At 60.7% G+C, this 17,054-nt stretch carries 18 protein-coding genes and 1 pseudogene; 9 read left to right on the top strand and 10 right to left on the bottom strand.

The features are described 5' to 3' along the window. Together ssuD and EOS_RS07275 are read right to left on the bottom strand one after the other, a co-directional pair. Window positions 1–1,149 carry an FMNH2-dependent alkanesulfonate monooxygenase gene (gene ssuD / locus EOS_RS07280; RefSeq protein WP_047845928.1) on the bottom strand — a complete coding sequence of 383 codons (1,149 nt, stop codon included), beginning with the start codon at window positions 1,147–1,149 and terminating at the stop codon, window positions 1–3. 207 nt (window positions 1,150–1,356) lie between these two features. Beyond that, the gene (locus EOS_RS07275; RefSeq protein ID WP_082163253.1) at window positions 1,357–2,388 is read right to left on the bottom strand and encodes a sulfonate ABC transporter substrate-binding protein; all 1,032 of its coding nucleotides are present in this window, start codon (window positions 2,386–2,388) and stop codon (window positions 1,357–1,359) included. 192 nt (window positions 2,389–2,580) lie between these two features. Between EOS_RS07275 and EOS_RS07270 the strand changes: the two genes are divergently transcribed. Further along, complete coding sequence (locus tag EOS_RS07270) at window positions 2,581–3,609, top strand: S1C family serine protease (RefSeq protein WP_047845927.1); 1,029 nt, start codon at window positions 2,581–2,583, stop codon at window positions 3,607–3,609. 36 nt (window positions 3,610–3,645) lie between these two features. Here EOS_RS07270 and EOS_RS07265 read toward each other — a convergent pair whose 3' ends face one another. The 5 genes and pseudogenes from EOS_RS07265 to EOS_RS07245 form a co-directional block, all read right to left on the bottom strand. Next, window positions 3,646–4,185 carry a cytochrome b gene (locus EOS_RS07265; protein WP_047845926.1) on the bottom strand — a complete coding sequence of 180 codons (540 nt, stop codon included), beginning with the start codon at window positions 4,183–4,185 and terminating at the stop codon, window positions 3,646–3,648. Beyond that, window positions 4,182–5,275, bottom strand: a pseudogene (locus EOS_RS07260) (catalase family peroxidase). Before EOS_RS07260 ends, EOS_RS07265 begins: the two are co-directional and overlap by 4 nt. A gap of 226 nt (window positions 5,276–5,501) precedes the next feature. Then, a complete protein-coding gene (locus EOS_RS07255) occupies window positions 5,502–6,365 on the bottom strand; it encodes an anti-sigma factor family protein (RefSeq protein WP_047845925.1) in 864 nt (287 codons plus the stop codon). Next, window positions 6,362–6,880 carry an RNA polymerase sigma factor gene (locus tag EOS_RS07250; RefSeq protein ID WP_047845924.1) on the bottom strand — a complete coding sequence of 173 codons (519 nt, stop codon included), beginning with the start codon at window positions 6,878–6,880 and terminating at the stop codon, window positions 6,362–6,364. The genes EOS_RS07255 and EOS_RS07250 overlap by 4 nt, the downstream gene beginning before the upstream one ends. 151 nt (window positions 6,881–7,031) lie before the next feature. Then, entirely contained in the window at window positions 7,032–7,760 is a 729-nt protein-coding gene (locus EOS_RS07245) for an anti-sigma factor (RefSeq protein WP_047845923.1), read from the bottom strand. Window positions 7,761–8,005: 245 nt separating this feature from the next. On the opposite strand from EOS_RS07245, the gene EOS_RS07240 reads away from it, so the two are divergent. The 5 genes from EOS_RS07240 to EOS_RS43465 all read left to right on the top strand — a co-directional run bounded on the left by EOS_RS07240 (window position 8,006) and on the right by EOS_RS43465 (window position 11,010). Next, window positions 8,006–8,278 carry a DUF4148 domain-containing protein gene (locus EOS_RS07240; RefSeq protein WP_047845922.1) on the top strand — a complete coding sequence of 91 codons (273 nt, stop codon included), beginning with the start codon at window positions 8,006–8,008 and terminating at the stop codon, window positions 8,276–8,278. A 72-nt stretch (window positions 8,279–8,350) separates the two neighbouring features. Next, complete coding sequence (locus EOS_RS07235) at window positions 8,351–8,671, top strand: DUF4148 domain-containing protein (RefSeq protein ID WP_047845921.1); 321 nt, start codon at window positions 8,351–8,353, stop codon at window positions 8,669–8,671. 154 nt (window positions 8,672–8,825) lie between these two features. Next, on the top strand, window positions 8,826–9,245 hold the full coding sequence (locus EOS_RS07230) for a secondary thiamine-phosphate synthase enzyme YjbQ (RefSeq protein ID WP_047845920.1): 420 nt from the start codon (window positions 8,826–8,828) through the stop codon (window positions 9,243–9,245). A gap of 81 nt (window positions 9,246–9,326) precedes the next feature. Continuing rightward, window positions 9,327–10,571, top strand: coding sequence for an aspartate carbamoyltransferase (locus EOS_RS07225; RefSeq protein WP_047845950.1), 1,245 nt, complete (start codon window positions 9,327–9,329; stop codon window positions 10,569–10,571). A gap of 94 nt (window positions 10,572–10,665) precedes the next feature. Continuing rightward, window positions 10,666–11,010: a hypothetical protein gene (locus EOS_RS43465; protein WP_053063791.1), complete on the top strand. Its 345-nt coding sequence runs from the start codon at window positions 10,666–10,668 to the stop codon at window positions 11,008–11,010. Between the two features lie 9 nt (window positions 11,011–11,019). On the opposite strand, the gene EOS_RS07215 is transcribed toward EOS_RS43465, so the two are convergent. From EOS_RS07215 to EOS_RS07205, 3 genes are all read right to left on the bottom strand, one after another. Beyond that, complete coding sequence (locus tag EOS_RS07215) at window positions 11,020–11,727, bottom strand: aspartate/glutamate racemase family protein (protein ID WP_326972907.1); 708 nt, start codon at window positions 11,725–11,727, stop codon at window positions 11,020–11,022. A gap of 70 nt (window positions 11,728–11,797) precedes the next feature. Next, the gene (locus EOS_RS07210; protein WP_047845947.1) at window positions 11,798–12,562 is read right to left on the bottom strand and encodes a CDP-diacylglycerol diphosphatase; all 765 of its coding nucleotides are present in this window, start codon (window positions 12,560–12,562) and stop codon (window positions 11,798–11,800) included. Between the two features lie 87 nt (window positions 12,563–12,649). Then, window positions 12,650–14,041: an aminotransferase-like domain-containing protein gene (locus EOS_RS07205; RefSeq protein WP_047845919.1), complete on the bottom strand. Its 1,392-nt coding sequence runs from the start codon at window positions 14,039–14,041 to the stop codon at window positions 12,650–12,652. Window positions 14,042–14,444: 403 nt separating this feature from the next. Between EOS_RS07205 and EOS_RS07200 the strand changes: the two genes are divergently transcribed. From EOS_RS07200 to EOS_RS07190, 3 genes are read left to right on the top strand one after another with little or no spacing between them, the layout of a single operon-like run. Then, complete coding sequence (locus tag EOS_RS07200) at window positions 14,445–14,927, top strand: MSMEG_0572/Sll0783 family nitrogen starvation response protein (RefSeq protein WP_047845918.1); 483 nt, start codon at window positions 14,445–14,447, stop codon at window positions 14,925–14,927. 36 nt (window positions 14,928–14,963) lie between these two features. Next, the gene (locus EOS_RS07195; protein WP_047845917.1) at window positions 14,964–15,983 is read left to right on the top strand and encodes a Nit6803 family nitrilase; all 1,020 of its coding nucleotides are present in this window, start codon (window positions 14,964–14,966) and stop codon (window positions 15,981–15,983) included. Beyond that, window positions 15,976–17,052 (top strand): MSMEG_0568 family radical SAM protein, encoded by a 1,077-nt coding sequence (locus EOS_RS07190; RefSeq protein WP_047845916.1) that lies wholly within the window; start codon window positions 15,976–15,978, stop codon window positions 17,050–17,052. Before EOS_RS07195 ends, EOS_RS07190 begins: the two co-directional genes overlap by 8 nt. The last annotated feature ends 2 nt before the right edge of the window (window positions 17,053–17,054 follow it).

The following is a 17,054-nucleotide window of genomic DNA, read 5'->3' as shown; positions in this document are numbered from 1 at the left end:
TCAACTTTGCGAAGCACGCGGCAAATACGACGTGCCGACAATTTCACCGAACGGTCCCGACAGCGGACCCGACCTACGCTCTTTCTGTTCGCGCGGCAGCAGCGGGAACACGAGCTCGGCGAACCGGTACGACTCTTCAAGATGCGGATAGCCGGACAGGATGAAGGTGTCGATCCCTAGCGCCGCATACTCCTTCATCAAGCCCGCGACCTGTTCCGGATTGCCCACCAGCGCCGTGCCTGCACCGCCACGCACGAGGCCGACGCCGGCCCACAGATGCGGATAGACCTCGAGCTTGTCGCGCTGGCCGCCATGCAACGCCGCCATGCGCCGCTGGCCTTCCGAATCCATCTTTGCAAACGATGCCTGCGCGCGCTGGATGGTTTCGTCGTCGAGCTTGCTGATGAGTCTGTCGGCATCGGCCCACGCTTCCTGCTCCGTCTCGCGCACGATCACGTGCAGGCGAATGCCGAACTTGATCTTGCGGCCTTTGTCGGCTGCGCGGCGACGGATATCGGCCAGCTTCTTTTCGACTTCGGCAGGCGGTTCGCCCCAGGTCAGATAGGTATCGATATGATCGGCTGCGATCTCGTGCGCCGCGGGTGACGAGCCGCCGAACCACAGCGGCGGATGCGCCTTTTGTACTGGCGGATAAAGCACCTTGCCACCCTTGGAACTCAAGTGCTTGCCGTCGAAATCGATCGAACCGCCTTCATGCGACGACTCGAGCAAACCGCGCCAGATGCGCAGGAATTCATCGGTGACTTCGTAGCGGGTGTCGTGGTCGTTGAACACTCCGTCCCCCGCCAGCTCGACCGGGTCGCCGCCCGTCACTACGTTGATCAGCAGACGGCCGCCGGAGAGGCGGTCGAACGTCGATGCCATGCGTGCGGACAACGCCGGCGAGGTCAGGCCAGGGCGAATCGCGACGAGGAACTTGAGCCGCTTCGTCGCGGGAATCAGGCTCGATGCAACCACCCACGCGTCTTCGCAGGACCGGCCCGTGGGCAGCAAGACGCCTTCGTAGCCGAGCGTATCGGCCGCGACGGCGATCTGGCGGAAGTAGTCGTAATCAGCAGCGCGCGCGCCTTGCGTCGTGCCGAGATAACGGCTGTCGCCGTGGGTCGGAATGAACCAGAAAACATTCATCGAGGGCTCCCGCCTTGCTTATTTGAGTTCAAGTGTCGATTGGGGAATCAGGCGGGCCGAGGCGAAGAAATACCCCGCATGCCCATGATCCACGTGAGTTGATTCATCTTAGCGACGCCGACTTTCCGCATGAACGATTTATTTGAGCTAAGGTTCTCGCCAATTCTGCTTACGCGTCTCTAGCGACGCAGGAGCGCAGCGCTTGCGTTAAGCGATGTTCCAGCGCGCATCGGTCACCGCCAGCTTCTTCGGGATCAGCTTCAGGTCGGTGAAGGTATCGGCGATTTGTTGCTGGTACGCGAGGGTCTCCGCCGTAATCGGATGCACGCCGTAGCCTGTGCGTTTCAATGCGCGTTCAAGCGTCGGCTGGTCGAGCCCGACCAGCGGTGACAGAAGCTTCGCGACGTCCGGCACGTTGTCGCGGCCCCAGTGATCGACGCGGTCCAGCTCCTCCAGTAACGCGTGCACGAGTTGCGGCTGAGCGGTCGCGAATTGACGAGTTGCGAGGTAATACTGCGTGTTGCGCACCAGCCCCGTGCCATCCACAATCACACGCGCATTCGCCTGACGTTCAACGGCCGCGAGATAGGGGTCCCAGATCACCCATGCATCGACACTGCCCTGCACGAACGCCGCTCGTGCATCGGCGGGAGCGAGATAGACCGGGTGGATGTCCGCATACGAAAGTCCCGCTTTCTTAAGCGCTTCGACCAACAAGTAATGAACATTCGAGCCCTTGTTCAACGCCACTTTCTTGCCGCGCAGATCCTCCACCTTGCGGATCGCCGAATCGTTCGGCACGACAATCGCTTCACCTTGCGGCGCAGGCGGTTCGTTGCCGACATAAACGAAATCCACGCCCGCGGCTTGCGCGAAGATCGGTGGAGTCTCGCCTACCGTGCCGGCATCGACTGCACCCGCGTTGAGTCCTTCGAGCAGTTGTGGCCCGGCTGGAAATTCGAGCCATTGCACGGTGACGCCCTGTGAGGCAAGCCGCTTGTCGAGCGTGCCGCGTGCCTTCAGAACTACGAAGTTGCCGTACTTCTGATAACCGATGCGGAACGTTTTGGCTGGCCCTTCCGCGCGCGCTGTCTGGCTCGCCAGCAGCGCCGCGCCGCCGGTCAAAACGCTGCTTGCTCCCGCGCTCAAAGCGGCAATTTTGAGTAGCGCGCGCCGCCGCGACGGAACTCGTGGTTGCGGTAACGTTTCGTCTGCGGGTGCTCGATGATGGTCGGACATACGGTGTTCCTACGGCTGAATGGAAGGCAGCCGACCATGTTAGCAACGCGCGCGTCCTGCACTAAACGATCAATCGTGATATCCATTGCAGCGGAAATGCTGAGACAGCCGCGCGTTTCCGGCCTCGTCGCGCGGACTTGAAATTACGCCGGTTATCCCGCATCTCATCATCCCTTTATCCGGAGCACGATCATGGGAAGCCGTCCCCAATTCATCGACGATCTCTCACGCGGCCCCGCCGAAGCCGCCCTCGCAAGCCCACTCGGCGACGACGCCCTTCTGGACGCTTATTCCCAAACCGTCATCAGCGCGCTCGAACGGGTGCAGCAGGCGGTCGCCTTTATTTCCGTCGAACGGCGTTTGCCGGGCGACAAAAACGGCCGCGGCGCACGCGGCGGCACAGGTTCGGGTTTCATCTTCACGCCCGACGGTTATCTGCTGACGAATAGCCACGTCGTGCACGGCGCAACACATATCCGCGTGACGCTCGCAGACGGCGCGAAGTTCGACGCCGATCTCGTCGGCGACGATCCGGACAGCGACCTCGCAGTGCTGCGCATCGGCTCGGCCGACGCGTTGCCGCACGTCGAGCTGGGTGAATCCGGCAAGCTGCGTGTCGGGCAGATCGCCATCGCTGTGGGGAACCCTCTCGGCCTCGCGCAGACGGTCACAACCGGGGTGGTCTCGGCGCTCGGACGGTCGCTGCGGTCCAACTCCGGACGCATGATCTACGATGTCATTCAGACCGACGCCGCGCTGAATCCCGGCAACTCGGGCGGCCCGCTGATCAACTCGGCGGGTCAGGTGATCGGTGTGAATACCGCGATCATTGCCGGCGCACAGGCGATCTCGTTCGCGACCGCCATCGACACCGCCAAGTGGGTCATCATGCAGCTCTTCGCGCACGGACGCGTTCGGCGTGCGTACATCGGCGTGGCCGGCACGACGTCGCCTATCTCACGCCGCGTGCAACGTTATTTCGACCTGCCGGCGGCGAGCGGCGTGCATGTGATGGAGGTTGTGAAGGCGAGTCCGGCTGCGCTCGGCGGATTGCATACCGACGACAGGATCGTTGCCATCGATACGCTCGCGGTAGATAGCGTCGATAGCTTGCAGCGCGCACTGGATGTTTCGCGGATCGACCGGGCGGTGAAGGTCACCGTGTTGCGCGGTTCGCAAAAGCTGGAACTGGAGGTGACACCGGTCGAACAGGCCGGTTGAAGCTGAAGCGGCCGGCGTGTTTAAGCGGAACGCAGCTTAATCACGCCCCTTCGCCATGCTCGAGAACACGCCGTCGCGTCGGATCAGACCATGAAACAACGCGGCGCCGAGATGCGCGAGGAAGGTCGCGAACAGCAACAAAGCAAGGACCGTATGCGCTGAACGGAGCAACGCGTAAAGTTGCACATCCTGCGGGACGATGGGTGGCAGGTTCACCGGCCCGAACAGATGAATCGGAAATCCGCCAGCCGACAGCATCGACCAGCCGACCAGCGGCATGGCGAATAACAAGGCATAGAAAACCCAGTGCGACAGATGCGCAATGTGCTGCTGCCAGCGCGGCATGTCATTGGGCAACGGCGGCGTGCGATGAGTCAAGCGCACGATGAACCGCACGCTCACCAGCCCAAGGATCGCTATGCCCAGCGGCTTGTGAATCGCGAGCAGCGTCTGATGCCATGAAGATAAAGTGGCAACCATCCCCACGCCGATAAACAGCATCGCGACGACCAGCGGCGCCATGAGCCAGTGAAGCAAGCGGGCTGGCGGACTAAAGTGTTTTTGATCGGCGCTCATTCGTGATCCCGTCCCGGTTGTTGAGCGGAGGCCAGACGCTGCGCCTCTTCATGCGTGCGGCGATTGTAAGAGACCGCGTAGGCGGACGAGCGCGCAGCCAGTAGCGGATCGGCGGACAGCTTGAGTCCATCGGGGAGGATGGTCGGATCGTAATTGATGTCACGGCAATCGCCGTCGCTCTGCGCGCTCTCGTGTTCTATCACCAGCGTACCTGCATCGATGTGCGGCCGGTCGTCAGGCCACGCCTGAGTTGCATCGGTGGTCGGATCGCCGGGCCTGGCTACCGTCAGGATCAGATGCCAGCGCAGCGGGCCGCTTGCCAACCGGCTGCGTAGTTCGTTGTCGAGGAAATCATGCTGGCTCTTTTCCTCTGCGGTGACGGGTTCGTACGTAGCCTCGGGCACCATCGACCACCGGATGAAGTAAGTCTTGCCACTTGCATCGATGGCACGAAATGCGTTAATGCCGTAATACGCCGCATTGCCGAAACTCGACGACGGCGGGTGGCTTTTCACCCAGCTCTGAAACGGCCCGGTCTCGGGGTGCGCGGCAAAGAACGCCTTGAGCTTCGCCGGATCGGCTTGCCCGTTGCGGGATCGGGTCTCGACGCCACCAGTTGAGCGAAGAAAGCCCGTGGCGTATTGACGATAAACACCGGCGTATTGTTCATGCCCGTGCGCCATTGCTGACCATCGGGCAGCTTGAAATCAAGCGCCATGCTGCGCACCGGCACGCTGGCATCCGGCGCCGACGGATTGCTACCCGGAATCGCAAAGCGGCCGATGACCGGCGTCCGCACGGCCTTGAACACGCCAGCGCGAGAGATGTCCCCGGCCTGGCCGTTGCCTTCGAAATATCCCGCCACGCACACGCCCTTCGCATGATTGCGGCGAAACCCCGGATGAACACCCGCGTTCGCTTCGAAGGTATTGACGATACGCTGCGGCGTCAGGCGATGCGGCGTGACGAAACCACCAACATAGACGAAAGCACCGCCGATGGCCGCCACGACCGCGCCGATAGCCGCTAGCCGGAATATCGGGACCGCTTGCCGCCCGCGAGGATGCAGTGAAAATGGGGCATTCTTCATGTGAATTGATCCGGTTACATTGCTGTCGTGATTGATTCGATATCCTGACCGAATCAATCACGACGACCAGCATAATTTACCTTTCGATGTCTGGAACTCAACAACAGGGCGAACGACGTTGCTTAGCCACTTATTCCAGGCCGTCACAATTATTGATCCGGCGCGATGACCGGGAACAAACGCAGCCACGGCGTCGTTCGCCGGACACCGTGGCTGCAAACCCATTTTATTGCGTAGAGACAGGCGCGCTGCCGGGCGCCCTGGCGCCACCCATCGCGGTCAACTGCGAGTAGACGTCATGCGACAGGTCGAGCAGCACCTTGCGGTCGATCGCGCCTGATACGGCGTAGCCGAAATCGCCGTCGATCCAATAGAACACGTTCACCGAACCGTCCTGATACAGCTTGAACGCGGTCGTGTCCGAGCTGACCTTGCGATGCGAGATGCACAGCGTAATACGCTCGCCCTTCGCGTCGTGGTACATGAACTGGGCGACCGGACCGTCGTCGCCGGGCAGCAGACGGCCGCCCATCAACTCGAAGCCCGAGCGGGTCAGGATGGGCGGACGCACGTCCGTGCCCAGCCGGTTCGAGACCCACTGCACCAGTTCCTGCTCGCGGTCCGCACCCACTTCCACCGGCCGAGTCACTTCCGGCGCGTACATCACATGCGCGATGGCCGACTGCCGTGCGAACGACTCGCCGACGCCATAGCTTGCGCGCTGCACGGATCCCCCATTGCTTCCCGGCACCATCGCGTCACGGCCCATGTTGCCTGTCATGCCCGCCACGCCGATTCCCACGCCCAGCACGAGAGCCGCCGCCATGCCCGCGAACTGCGGCCAATTGGCGGCGTCGCGCCAGCGCGTGCGCTCGGGCGGCAGCAGGCGCTGCGGCACGGGTTCGCTTAGCACGCGGTCATAGCGGTCATGGAACATGCTGTTCAGCGAAAAATAGTCGCTGATCTTGGCAGCCAGCGCCTCGTCGCGTTCAAGCAGGCGATCAATCTCCTCGCGGCGATGTTCCGCCAGCGATCCGTCGACATACGCGTGAATTTCGTCTTCACTGATCGGTGTTTGTTGGTCGCTCATCTCACCACCTGTAATTTAGCGCCCGGTTGCGCGCCGGCCATCAGCGCGCGCAGTCTTTCACGTCCGCGCGACAGGCGCGACATGACAGTCCCGATCGGGATTTCAAGCGCCTGCGCCACATCCGCATAGCTCATTTCTTCGAGTCCCACCAGCAGCACGACCTGGCGCTGATCGAGCGGCAAGCGCTGCAATGCGAAATCGAGGTCGCGCATTTCGAGGGACTGCGTTTGTGTGCCCGGCACAGCGAATTCGCGCTCGGAGATGTTCTCGTCATCGACGGAAACATGCACCGCTCGCACGCCCGCGCGACGCGCCTGATTGGCGAACACGTTGTGCATGATCGTGAACAGCCACGCCCGCAGATCGGTGCCGGACTGAAACTTCTCGGTATGCCGGAGCGCGCGTTCGAGTGTGTCCTGAACCAGATCGTCGGCGAGATCGCGATTATTGATCAGCGCGCGCGCGTAGCGGCGCAATCGCGGCACATGTTCCATTAACTCGTCACGGACGCCCATCGGCCTTCCTTCATTTTGTAAGCATATGCAGACGTTCGATATATAAAAAACAAAACGCCGCTCCAATGATGGGCTAACACCGGGCCGTGGCGATTATTCCCGCGTGCGGCGATTTTATGCCGTCGCCGGTTTGCCGGTGTTTCACCGGTGACTAACTACCTGTCATCAGGTCAGCCGCCAGCATCAGGCCGCGAGTCTTGGCACGCCCAGCCAGCACGTAACGCTTGCCACCCGCGGTCCATGCAAGCAAGCGGCTTGCACCTACGCGACGGGCCTTCCACTGCGGCTGAGGATGGGCAAATATTCCCGGCACCACGAGCAGCACGGCAGCCTCGCCGCCTCGATTGCGATAAACGAATTCTGTCGCTGATACGAATGGACCCACGGGCATCGCGCGGCGGGCAATCGGATGGAAACCGACATTGGACAGATTCGGGGCGCTTGCCAAGGCCTTCGCCGAGCTTTCATAGCCGCTCGCGCCCGATGTCATGTCCTGGGCCGCTACCGCTTGTTCGAGCGCCATCATCGAGGCATTGTCGAGCGCCGAGTCGGAAATGTCGAATGCGAAGATTGCCGCGGCGGCGAATGCCAGCGCCGCTATTGTTGCCACAAGCAGCGTGCGAAGGCTACGTTTTGACATGCGCTGCGTGGATTTGGGCGCGGGCGCTTGCGCTCCTTCCTCGTCTTCGGGTTCGTGAAAGGTGTTCTGCATCTGCCAGTTCAAGCGGCCGTAAAACGCGACCCGATGCGCCTCGTCAGGACGGCTTTTCAGGTAAGTCTCTACGCTCGCAGCACGCCTGGGATCGAGCATGCCGTCGGCGAATGCCTGGACATCGGACTCCGAGAGTCTGGGTTCCGCTGGGGGTTTGGCTATGGGCATGATCGGGCGATTTTGGGCTGTTCGTATAGGGGCCAACACCGGGTGCGGGGGTTTATTCCGCATCCGGGCATAAAAAATCCCCTACGCGCGTAAACACCGTCCCCGACGGGTTATTCCGCGAAAACTCAAATAATCTTTCAATTCCTCCGATCGTAAAAATAATCGGCTCCATCGGGAATATCCCTCTCCGACTCCGGGTTCTCTCTATTGCAAGCCGCACACATTCAACCTCTCAGGAGCGAACCATGAAAACTCTCACCGTCGCCGTCATCTTCCTTGCAACCATTGCCTCGGCAAACGCATTTGCCCAATCCAAGACCCGCGCCCAGGTCTATCAGGAACTGATCCAGGCCCAGCAAGACGGGCGCGATTTCGTCACCGATACTTCGTATCCCGACGTCAACCCGGTCTTCGCGCACCAACTCGAACAGCAACAACAAGCACGCCTGGCGCAAAACCAGACGACCAACGCGGTGGCCAGCTCAACCGCCACCAACACCCCCAGCGCAACGAACTGATTCTTAGCGCTTAGTCAACCCGTGCAAGCCGGTTAAATACACCGGAATCCTAAATTTATTATTGAGGTCATCATGAAAAAATTCCTTATCTCCGCCCTGGTACTGTCGTCGGCCCTGGCCGCTCCCGCCTTCGCTTTTGCGCAAAACAACGCCCCGGTCACCCGCGCCCAGGTCAAAGCTGAACTCATTCAACTCGAAAAAGCCGGCTACAGCCCTGGCGGCGAAGACGTCAACTACCCGCAAGACATCCAGGCCGCTGAACAGCGTGTCGCGGAACAACAAAGCGTCGCGTCCTCGTCGTATGGATCGTCGGCCAACGGCACGTCGGCATCGGGTATGCATGCCAGCGTCGCACCGGACGACGCCGCCAAATCGACCTACTTCGGCCATTGAGCCGCATGCATGGCAAGACGCAAGCGCGCCATGACTGCGACAACGACCCGGTCAGTCCACGCGCTCGCAGTCTGCCGAAACCCTCTCCAGCCGATAAACTTCGAAGGCACGCGCGACCGCTTCCCGTCGCGCTTTTCCTTCCGGAGACATCGACATGAAGCAGGCGCTCCACCATCTGACCGTAGACACCCGCACGCGCGGTCTGCACGAAATTACCCGCGACATCCGCCAATGGATCAACTTTCAAGACATTGAGACCGGTCTGCTGACCGTATTCCTCCGGCACACCTCGGCGTCGCTGTTGATTCAGGAAAACGCCGACCCCGATGTCCGCACGGACCTCGAAAACTTCTTCGAGACCATCGCACCGGAAACGCCAGGGCGCTACGTCCACGACGCCGAAGGCCCCGACGACATGCCCGCGCATCTGCGAACCGCGCTGACGCAGGTTCAGTTGTCCATTCCCGTGGACGCCGGCCGCATGGTCCTGGGCACGTGGCAAGGGATTTATGTCTTCGAACACCGACACGCCGCGCATCGGCGCGAAGTCGTATTGCACCTTCTCGGCGAGTGATTTACTATACGCATCGCGTATATAACTATCTCCGGAGCGTCCACCGTGCAAGCTCAACAGCAAACCCTCCTGCGCGACGCCATGCGCCGCCTGAACATGACACGCGACACCTTCGCCAACCGGATCGGTGTGTCGCGACGAGCACTCGACACGTGGCTGCTCCCGGATGAATCGGCCGAATCGCGCGCCATGCCCGAGATTGCGAGCCGCTACGTGATGGAACTGGTGGAAAGAATTCCGTCCGGCGACGAATATGCGCAACGCGTATATTCCCCGTCCATTCTCCATGAAGGCCGGCCGCACCTGCTGTCTGTCGACCAGTTTTCCCGCGACTCGGTCGAGGCGCTGTTCCAGGTCGCCGACACAATGCAACCCATCGCGCGTCGTCAGAAAATCACGCGCGTACTGGAAGGCGCGGTTCTCGCCAATCTGTTTTTCGAAGCCAGCACACGTACGCGCGTGAGCTTCGGCGCGGCGTTCTGCCGGCTCGGCGGCTCGGTGTGCGACACAACCGGCTTCACGTTTTCATCGATGGCAAAAGGCGAATCGATCTACGACACCAGCCGCGTGATCAGCGGTTACGCCGATGCACTTGTCGTGCGTCATCCGGAGAAAGGCTCCGTGGCGGAGTTCGTGCGCGCGACCAATGTTCCCGTGATCAATGCCGGTGACGGCCCCGGCGAACATCCCAGCCAGGCGCTGCTTGACCTCTACACTATCCAGCGCGAATTCTCGCGCGTGGGGAAGATTGTCGACGGCTCGCATATAGCCATGGTGGGCGACCTTAAATACGGTCGCACGGTCCATTCGCTCGCCAAGCTGCTAGCGTTGTATCGCGGACTGAAGTTCACGCTGATCTCGCCCGCATCGCTCGAAATGCCAGCGTCTATCCTCGACCAGATCAATCGCGGCGACCACGTGGTCGAGCAGACCAACGACTTGCAGACGGGGTTGAAGGGAGCCGATGTTGTGTATGCAACCCGCATCCAGAAAGAACGTTTTGCGGACGAATCCATAGAGGGTTACACACCGGATTTCCAGATCAATCAAGCGCTCGTAGAGAGCGTTTGTGGGCCCGATACACTGATCATGCATCCGTTGCCACGCGATGGACGGCCAGGCGCCAACGACCTGAGCACCGACCTCAACCACGATCCAAGGCTTGCCATCTTTAGGCAGACTGACAACGGCATCCCGGTCCGCATGGCAATTTTTGCGGTGCTCTTAGGCGTAGAACGCCAAGTCCAACATTCCATGCGAGATGCAGCATGGCGCTCACCGGCCTACATCGGACCGGACGATGCGGTATTTCACGGCATTGATTAACCGATCTATACAATGCGGCCAGAAATATTAACGCAACGTTTACGCACAAAAAGATACGCTACAAGTGACCCCGAATACAGGAGCTTGCAGCGTTATGAATCTTGTCCTCGAACGAATTGACGACTCGGCTTCGGCTACCCAGAAAAAATCTACCGCGCAGGAAACAACGTTAACGCCCTGCGTCTCCCGCGTTCATCTCTCGGCTGTGCTTCGCAGCAAGCAGGATGAAGCCGCGCGCGAACGCATCAGGCGGCTGTTTCACTCCCCGCTTGGCGTGTACGTTAGTCAGGCATCACGCGATCACGACGACCTTCGGCTGATCTTCGACGTAGCGATGGAAGACCTCGACTTCACGGTCCGCACGCTGCATCAGGTGCTGCCGGAGGCGGTGATTGAAGCCGTGCGTCCGCGAATATTCACGCATCGCCGCGAGCATTGAACCGCGGCTTTATGCCTGCGCCAGCGAGAAATCGACCGCGGCGCGGGCGTGAAGCGTGGTGGTATCGAGCAGCGGCACGGGGCTGTCGGCTTCATTCACCAACAGCATGATCTCCGTGCACCCCAGCACGATTGCTTCGGCGCCGCGCGCCGCGAGCCCGTGAAGGACATCGCGATACAGCTTGCGCGAATCATCGTTGACGATTCCGAGACACAGCTCGCGATAGATGACGTCGTGAACAATCGCTTGCTCGGCAGGCTCAGGCACGAGTGTCGAGATGCCATGCCGTTCTTGCAGGCGATCGCGGAAAAAACTTTCGCGCATCGAAAACGCCGTGCCGATAAAACCTACCTTGCGAATGCCTCGCTTTTGCGCCTCGATGCCTGTCGGATCGACAATGTGAAGGAACGGCACGGACACCGCAGCGGCAATTTGCGGTGCAACGATATGCATGGTGTTCGTGCAGAGCACGATGCAATGCGCACCACCCGCTTCAAGATCTCGCGCGGCTTCGGCCAGCCGGATGCCCGCGATGTTCCATTGCCCGTCGCGTTGCAAACGTTCGATCGGCGCGAAATTCACGCTATGCAGCAGCGCTTGCGCGGAGTTCAGGCCGCCGAGTCGCGTGCGCACGTCCTGATTGATCAACCGATAATATTCAGCCGTCGATTCCCAACTCATCCCGCCGATCATTCCAATGGTTCGCATGCTGTTCATGGTGCCCGTCCTTCTTGTCAGGTAAATCGAAGCGACATGATGCCGCGAAACCCGGTCGGGCGGGTTGATCTTATTGGCTGCGTGCCACGGCGCAGGTATGGTCCTGCAATTCTTCCGATGACGCGAAGTCGCCCGTGGCGTACCGTACGTGATCGTTGAGAAGGAAGAATGCGGGCTTGCCGTCGGGTGCGGTTGCGCCCGCCAACAGCAAGGTCTGGTCGGCCATGGTTTCGCCTTCTTTCGCTACGTCGGGGGCGAGGAGTTTGAAGGGATCGGTGGAGTCGAGGTTGGCGTCGTCTATACGCCGAATGCGATACGCATGTCCGCGCAGCAGCGTTGGAAACGCAGTCCACTCGGTGCCGATCTTCGGACCTTGCTCGCGCAGTGCACGAACAATATCGGGCGCCAAGCAATCGATATGAATGTGCAACTGGTTTTGCGTGCGCCCGCTGGTCGAGTTGATCGCGAGCGAGAGTTCGTCGCGGGGAAGTTCTTCACCGAGTTTCGCTTCGACAAAGCGTCGTGCTTGCCACGCTGCACGCCAATAATTCGGTGAGTCGGGGGAAAGCAGATCGGGGCTTTCGATACCACCCACGCGTGCGGTCGGAATCAACAGATACTGAGCGATGCCGTTGAGATCCTTGAGGACGGCGAAGCCGTGCGAAGCATCCACATCGATACACTTTTGCGGGACATCGGCACCGCGCGCGGCTGGCTCACACGAGTTGTGGACGATCTGCCACAACGCGTCGGGGTTGCCCGCGCGCGCGATGGAGAAGAAAAGCGCTACGGCTGTGAGTGAGGCCAAGCAAGCGAGGAGCCGGACGTTCCGCATGGGGTCAGTGGTCGACACGAAAGCCTGCATCGTAACAAGGCTGCGTGACAACCGCCGACTGCGCGGAAGAAGGTCCCCGGCGAGACCTCACATGACCGGTAAATGCAAATGATGAGGATGTTCGACCGTATCGGCGATAAGCCTGAGCGCGTCTTCACATTCATCGAGATTCTTGGGGCCGCCAAGGCACACGCGAATCGCTTCGGGCGGATTGCCATCGGTAGCAAAAGCAGCCGCTGAAACCGCACCGATCCCTTGCGAACGCAACTGCAACGCAAGCTCGGAAGCGTTCCATCCGCAATCCGCCGGAATGGGCATCCAGAAATGAAACCCGGCCGGATCGGCGTCGAACTTCCACTCGGACAGCACCCGCGAAGTGAGCTCCTGCCGGGCCGCGGACTCGGCACGAATTGCATCGAGCATCACGTCGGCGGTGCCGTCGCTAACCCATTGCGTCGCCAGCAGAACGGTAAAGGGGCTAGCCATTACCGTCGTCGCGCGCAACGCTCCAGCAAGATGTTGGGAACGCCGGGCGGAAGGCGAACGAATGTAAGCAACGCGCAGACCGGCGCCAAAACTCTTGGACAGCCCGGTGACGTAATACGTTAGGTCGGGTGCTAGCGTAGCCAGCGCCTCGGGTGCCTCGACCGGCAACATGCCATAAGCATCGTCTTCGATAATAGGCACGCTATACCGCAGCGCGACGTCGGCCAGCGCCTCGCGACGCTTCGACGGAAGCGTCACCGTACTGGGATTCTGGATCGTCGGATTGACGTAGAACGCGCTAGGCTTGTCACTTTTGCACAACGCTTCGAAAGCATGGGCAAGCGGACCATCGTCGTCGCGCGCCAGCGCCTGCAAACGCACGCCCAGTTGCGCGGCAATCGCCTTGATGCCCGGATAAGCCAGCGTGTCGAGGCAGATAGTCCCGCCCGGCCGCGCAAGCTGCGACACCAGCGCAACCAGTGCGCTATGAATGCCGGGGCAGACCAGCACCTTGTCTTCATCGCAATCGTCGAAACGACGCTTCAGCCATTTCGTGCCGGCGGCACGATCGTCAGCAGTGCCACCGAAATCCTGATACCGCAGTAATCGATACGGGTCTGTCGCCGAAAACAGCCGCGCGGCTGAATCGCGCAAGCGCGCCGCGAGTTCCGCCGGCTCGGGAGGCATGTTCATCGTCATCTCGACACTGCTGCCGCCGGACAGCGGCAGTGTCGCGGTCCGGCCGCGCACGAAGGTGCCGCTGCCGGCACGCGAATCGAGCAGTCCGCGTTTGCGCGCTTCCGCATAGGCGCGCGCAACGGTCGTGTAATTGAGCTGCAATTCGTCGGCGAGATCTCGCAGGCCCGGCAGCCGATCGCGCGGCCGCAAACGCCCGCTAGCCAGATCTTCTTCGATTAACTCAGGAATCAGCAAGTAAGCCGGCTTGCGGCTTTCTGTCAGTTTTTTGATCCAGTGATGAGTAAGACTGGCCATGAAACGCTCTCGAATAAAGGCAGTTAAAAAACGATAGCACGAAAAAAACAATTGATCGCATTGAATGATTGTATGGAGAATCCGATAAACCATCGGTCAATGCACACATCAGGTGTTTATTGCACCAGACCGGCGCGGCCGCACCGCCGTGATCACTCCATGCTGGTGCAGGGCAATCGTCCCATCAGCCTTGAATCCAGGCCCGGAAGGCTCATCCGAGTCGAAATCAAAAAATTTTCGTGGCTTCGCATGCACTGATCGTTTGAATGATCGGGTATTGATCGCATTAACTCACTCATTGAATGGCACGCGCGTTGCATTAACAGTTTCGTATCCCGCAGTTCGGCGCCGGGTTAAAAACTCTGATGCCACCGATTAAATCGTCTATTTACTGGAGATTAGAATGCCTGCCGTCAATATCCCGATACACAAGAAAGGCGATTATCTTGTCGATTATGAAGAGAAGGTGTTTGAGGACGTAAAGGCCGCGCCTGGCGAGAAGGCGCTGGTGACATTCCATACGGTCGCGTTCGAAGGTTCCATCGGCTTCGTCAACCTGCTGCAAGCCACCCGGCTACTGCGCAAGGGCTTCGAAACGTCGGTGCTGCTCTACGGTCCCGGCGTGACGCTCGGGCTACAGCGCGGCTTCCCGACGTTGGGCGACGAAGCGTTTCCTGGTCACCTGAACTTCAACAAGCAGATCCAGAAGTTCATGGAGGAAGGCGGCAAGGTCTATGCATGCCGCTTCGCGCTGCAAGCGCTGTACGGGCAGGGAGAAGCGTCGCTGATCGAAGGCATCAAGCCGATCAGCCCGCTCGACGTGCTCGACATCCAGTTGCTGCATCGCAAGGACGGTGCGCTGATCATCAACACCTGGACCGTCTAAGCCGCGTCTGAAGCCTCTTCTCATCACGGAACGACCATGCCAGAAAAGAGAATCGTCCGCGCTGCCGCGGTCCAGATCGCACCGGACCTCGAACGGCCCGGTGGCACGCTCGAGAAGGTCCTCGAGACGATCGACGACGCCGCACGTCAGGGCGTGCAGTTGATCGTCTTCCCGGAGACCTTCCTGCCCTACTACCCGTACTTCTCGTTCGTGCGGGCGCCGGTGGCATCGGGCGCGGAACATATGCGGCTCTATAACGAAGCCGTGGTCGTGCCCGGCCCGGTGACGCATGCCGTGGCGGAGCGGGCGCGCCGGCATGGCATGGTCGTCGTGCTCGGTGTGAACGAGCGCGATCACGGCAGTTTATACAACGCACAACTGATCTTCGATACTGACGGAGAGTTGCTGCTCAAGCGCCGCAAGATCACGCCGACGTTTCACGAACGGATGATCTGGGGCATGGGCGACGCAGCCGGTCTGAAGGTAGCGGAGACCGGCATCGGCCGAGTGGGTGCGCTCGCATGCTGGGAGCACTACAACCCGCTGGCGCGTTATGCGTTGATGACGCAGCACGAAGAGATTCATTGCAGCCAGTTTCCGGGCTCGCTGGTCGGGCCCATCTTCGGCGAACAGATCGAAGTGACTATTCGGCATCACGCGCTCGAATCCGGTTGCTTCGTGATCAATTCCACGGGCTGGCTGACCGAGCCGCAGATCGAATCGATCACGAAAGATCCGGGCCTGCAGAAGGCGCTTCGCGGCGGCTGCAACACGGCGATCATCTCGCCAGAAGGCCAGCATCTCGCACCGCCGCTGCGCGAAGGCGAAGGCCTGGTGATCGCGGACCTGGACATGTCGCTCATCACCAAGCGCAAACGCATGATGGATTCGGTCGGCCATTACGCGAGGCCCGAGTTGCTGAGCCTCGCCATCAACGACCGGCCGGCCGTCACGTCGGCACCCATGAACAGCTTCTCACCTTCAACCGGGGGATTGCACCTTGACCGCGAACGCGAGCGAGACCTTGTCGGCCGTGAGCCGGCAATTGATGACTGAACTGCAATCGGCGGGCTTGCGTCTCGCCGATCCCGGCGCGGGTCTCAGCGTGGCGAGCCGTCGCGGCGGTGCGGGTCCGTCCGATCATAAGGCGGTCACCATCGACGGCGTGACCATCATGGTGCCCGTGCATACGAACACGGCATGGCATTCGCCGTTCGTGGCATCCGCACCCGATGCCCAGGGCAGCAGCGCGTTGCTGCGCGGCTCGATCCCTATCGCGAACATCAGCTTTCCGAAGGCGCCGCGTTTCTACGCCCTGCAGACCTTCGACGGCGTGCCCTACTCGCACATCGCGACCTTGCATGGCTCGGATGTGCTCGCCACGACCGTGCTGCAAACGTGCATCCGTTACGAGAGCCGCAAGAAGACCTGCAAGTTCTGCGCAATCGGGCAATCACTTGCAGCAGGCAGGACGATCGCCCGCAAGACACCTGAACAATTGGCGGAAGTCGCCCGCGCGGCCGTGTTGCTCGATAGCGTCAAGCATATGGTCCTGACCACCGGTACCCCGCCGACCAAGGATCGCGGTGCGCAGATCCTGTGCGAAAGCGCGTTCGCGATCAAGGCCGCCGTTGACCTGCCGATCCAGGCGCAATGCGAGCCGCCCGACGACGACAAGTGGTTCGAGCGCATGCGCGCAAGCGGTATCGATACGCTCGGCATGCATCTCGAAGTGGTCACGCCCGCGCTGCGTGAACAGATCATGCCGGGCAAAGCAAGCGTGCCCATCTCGCGCTACATGGAAGCATTCAGGGCGGCCGTGGCGGTGTTCGGGCGAGGTCAGGTCAGCACCTACATCCTCGCTGGTCTCGGCGACACGGCAGAGGCGATTCTCTCGATCTCACGCGAGCTTGTGGATCTCGGCGTGTATCCGTTCGTGGTCCCGTTTGTGCCGATCAGCGGCACGCCGCTCGAGGATCATCCAGCACCTTCGCCCGAGTTCATGAAGTCTGTCCTGCAACCGCTTGGCGCGATGGTCTCGGCAGGCGGCATGCGCTCCGCCGATATCAAGGCGGGCTGCGGTAAATGCGGCGCGTGTTCGTCGCTATCGTCCTACGAGGTCTGATC

It is taken from the genome of Caballeronia mineralivorans PML1(12) (genome assembly GCF_001028175.1).
Lineage (GTDB): Bacteria > Pseudomonadota > Gammaproteobacteria > Burkholderiales > Burkholderiaceae > Caballeronia > Caballeronia mineralivorans.
The sequence above is the reverse complement of the archived record's forward strand: the minus strand, read 5'-3'. Positions and strand labels throughout refer to the sequence as shown.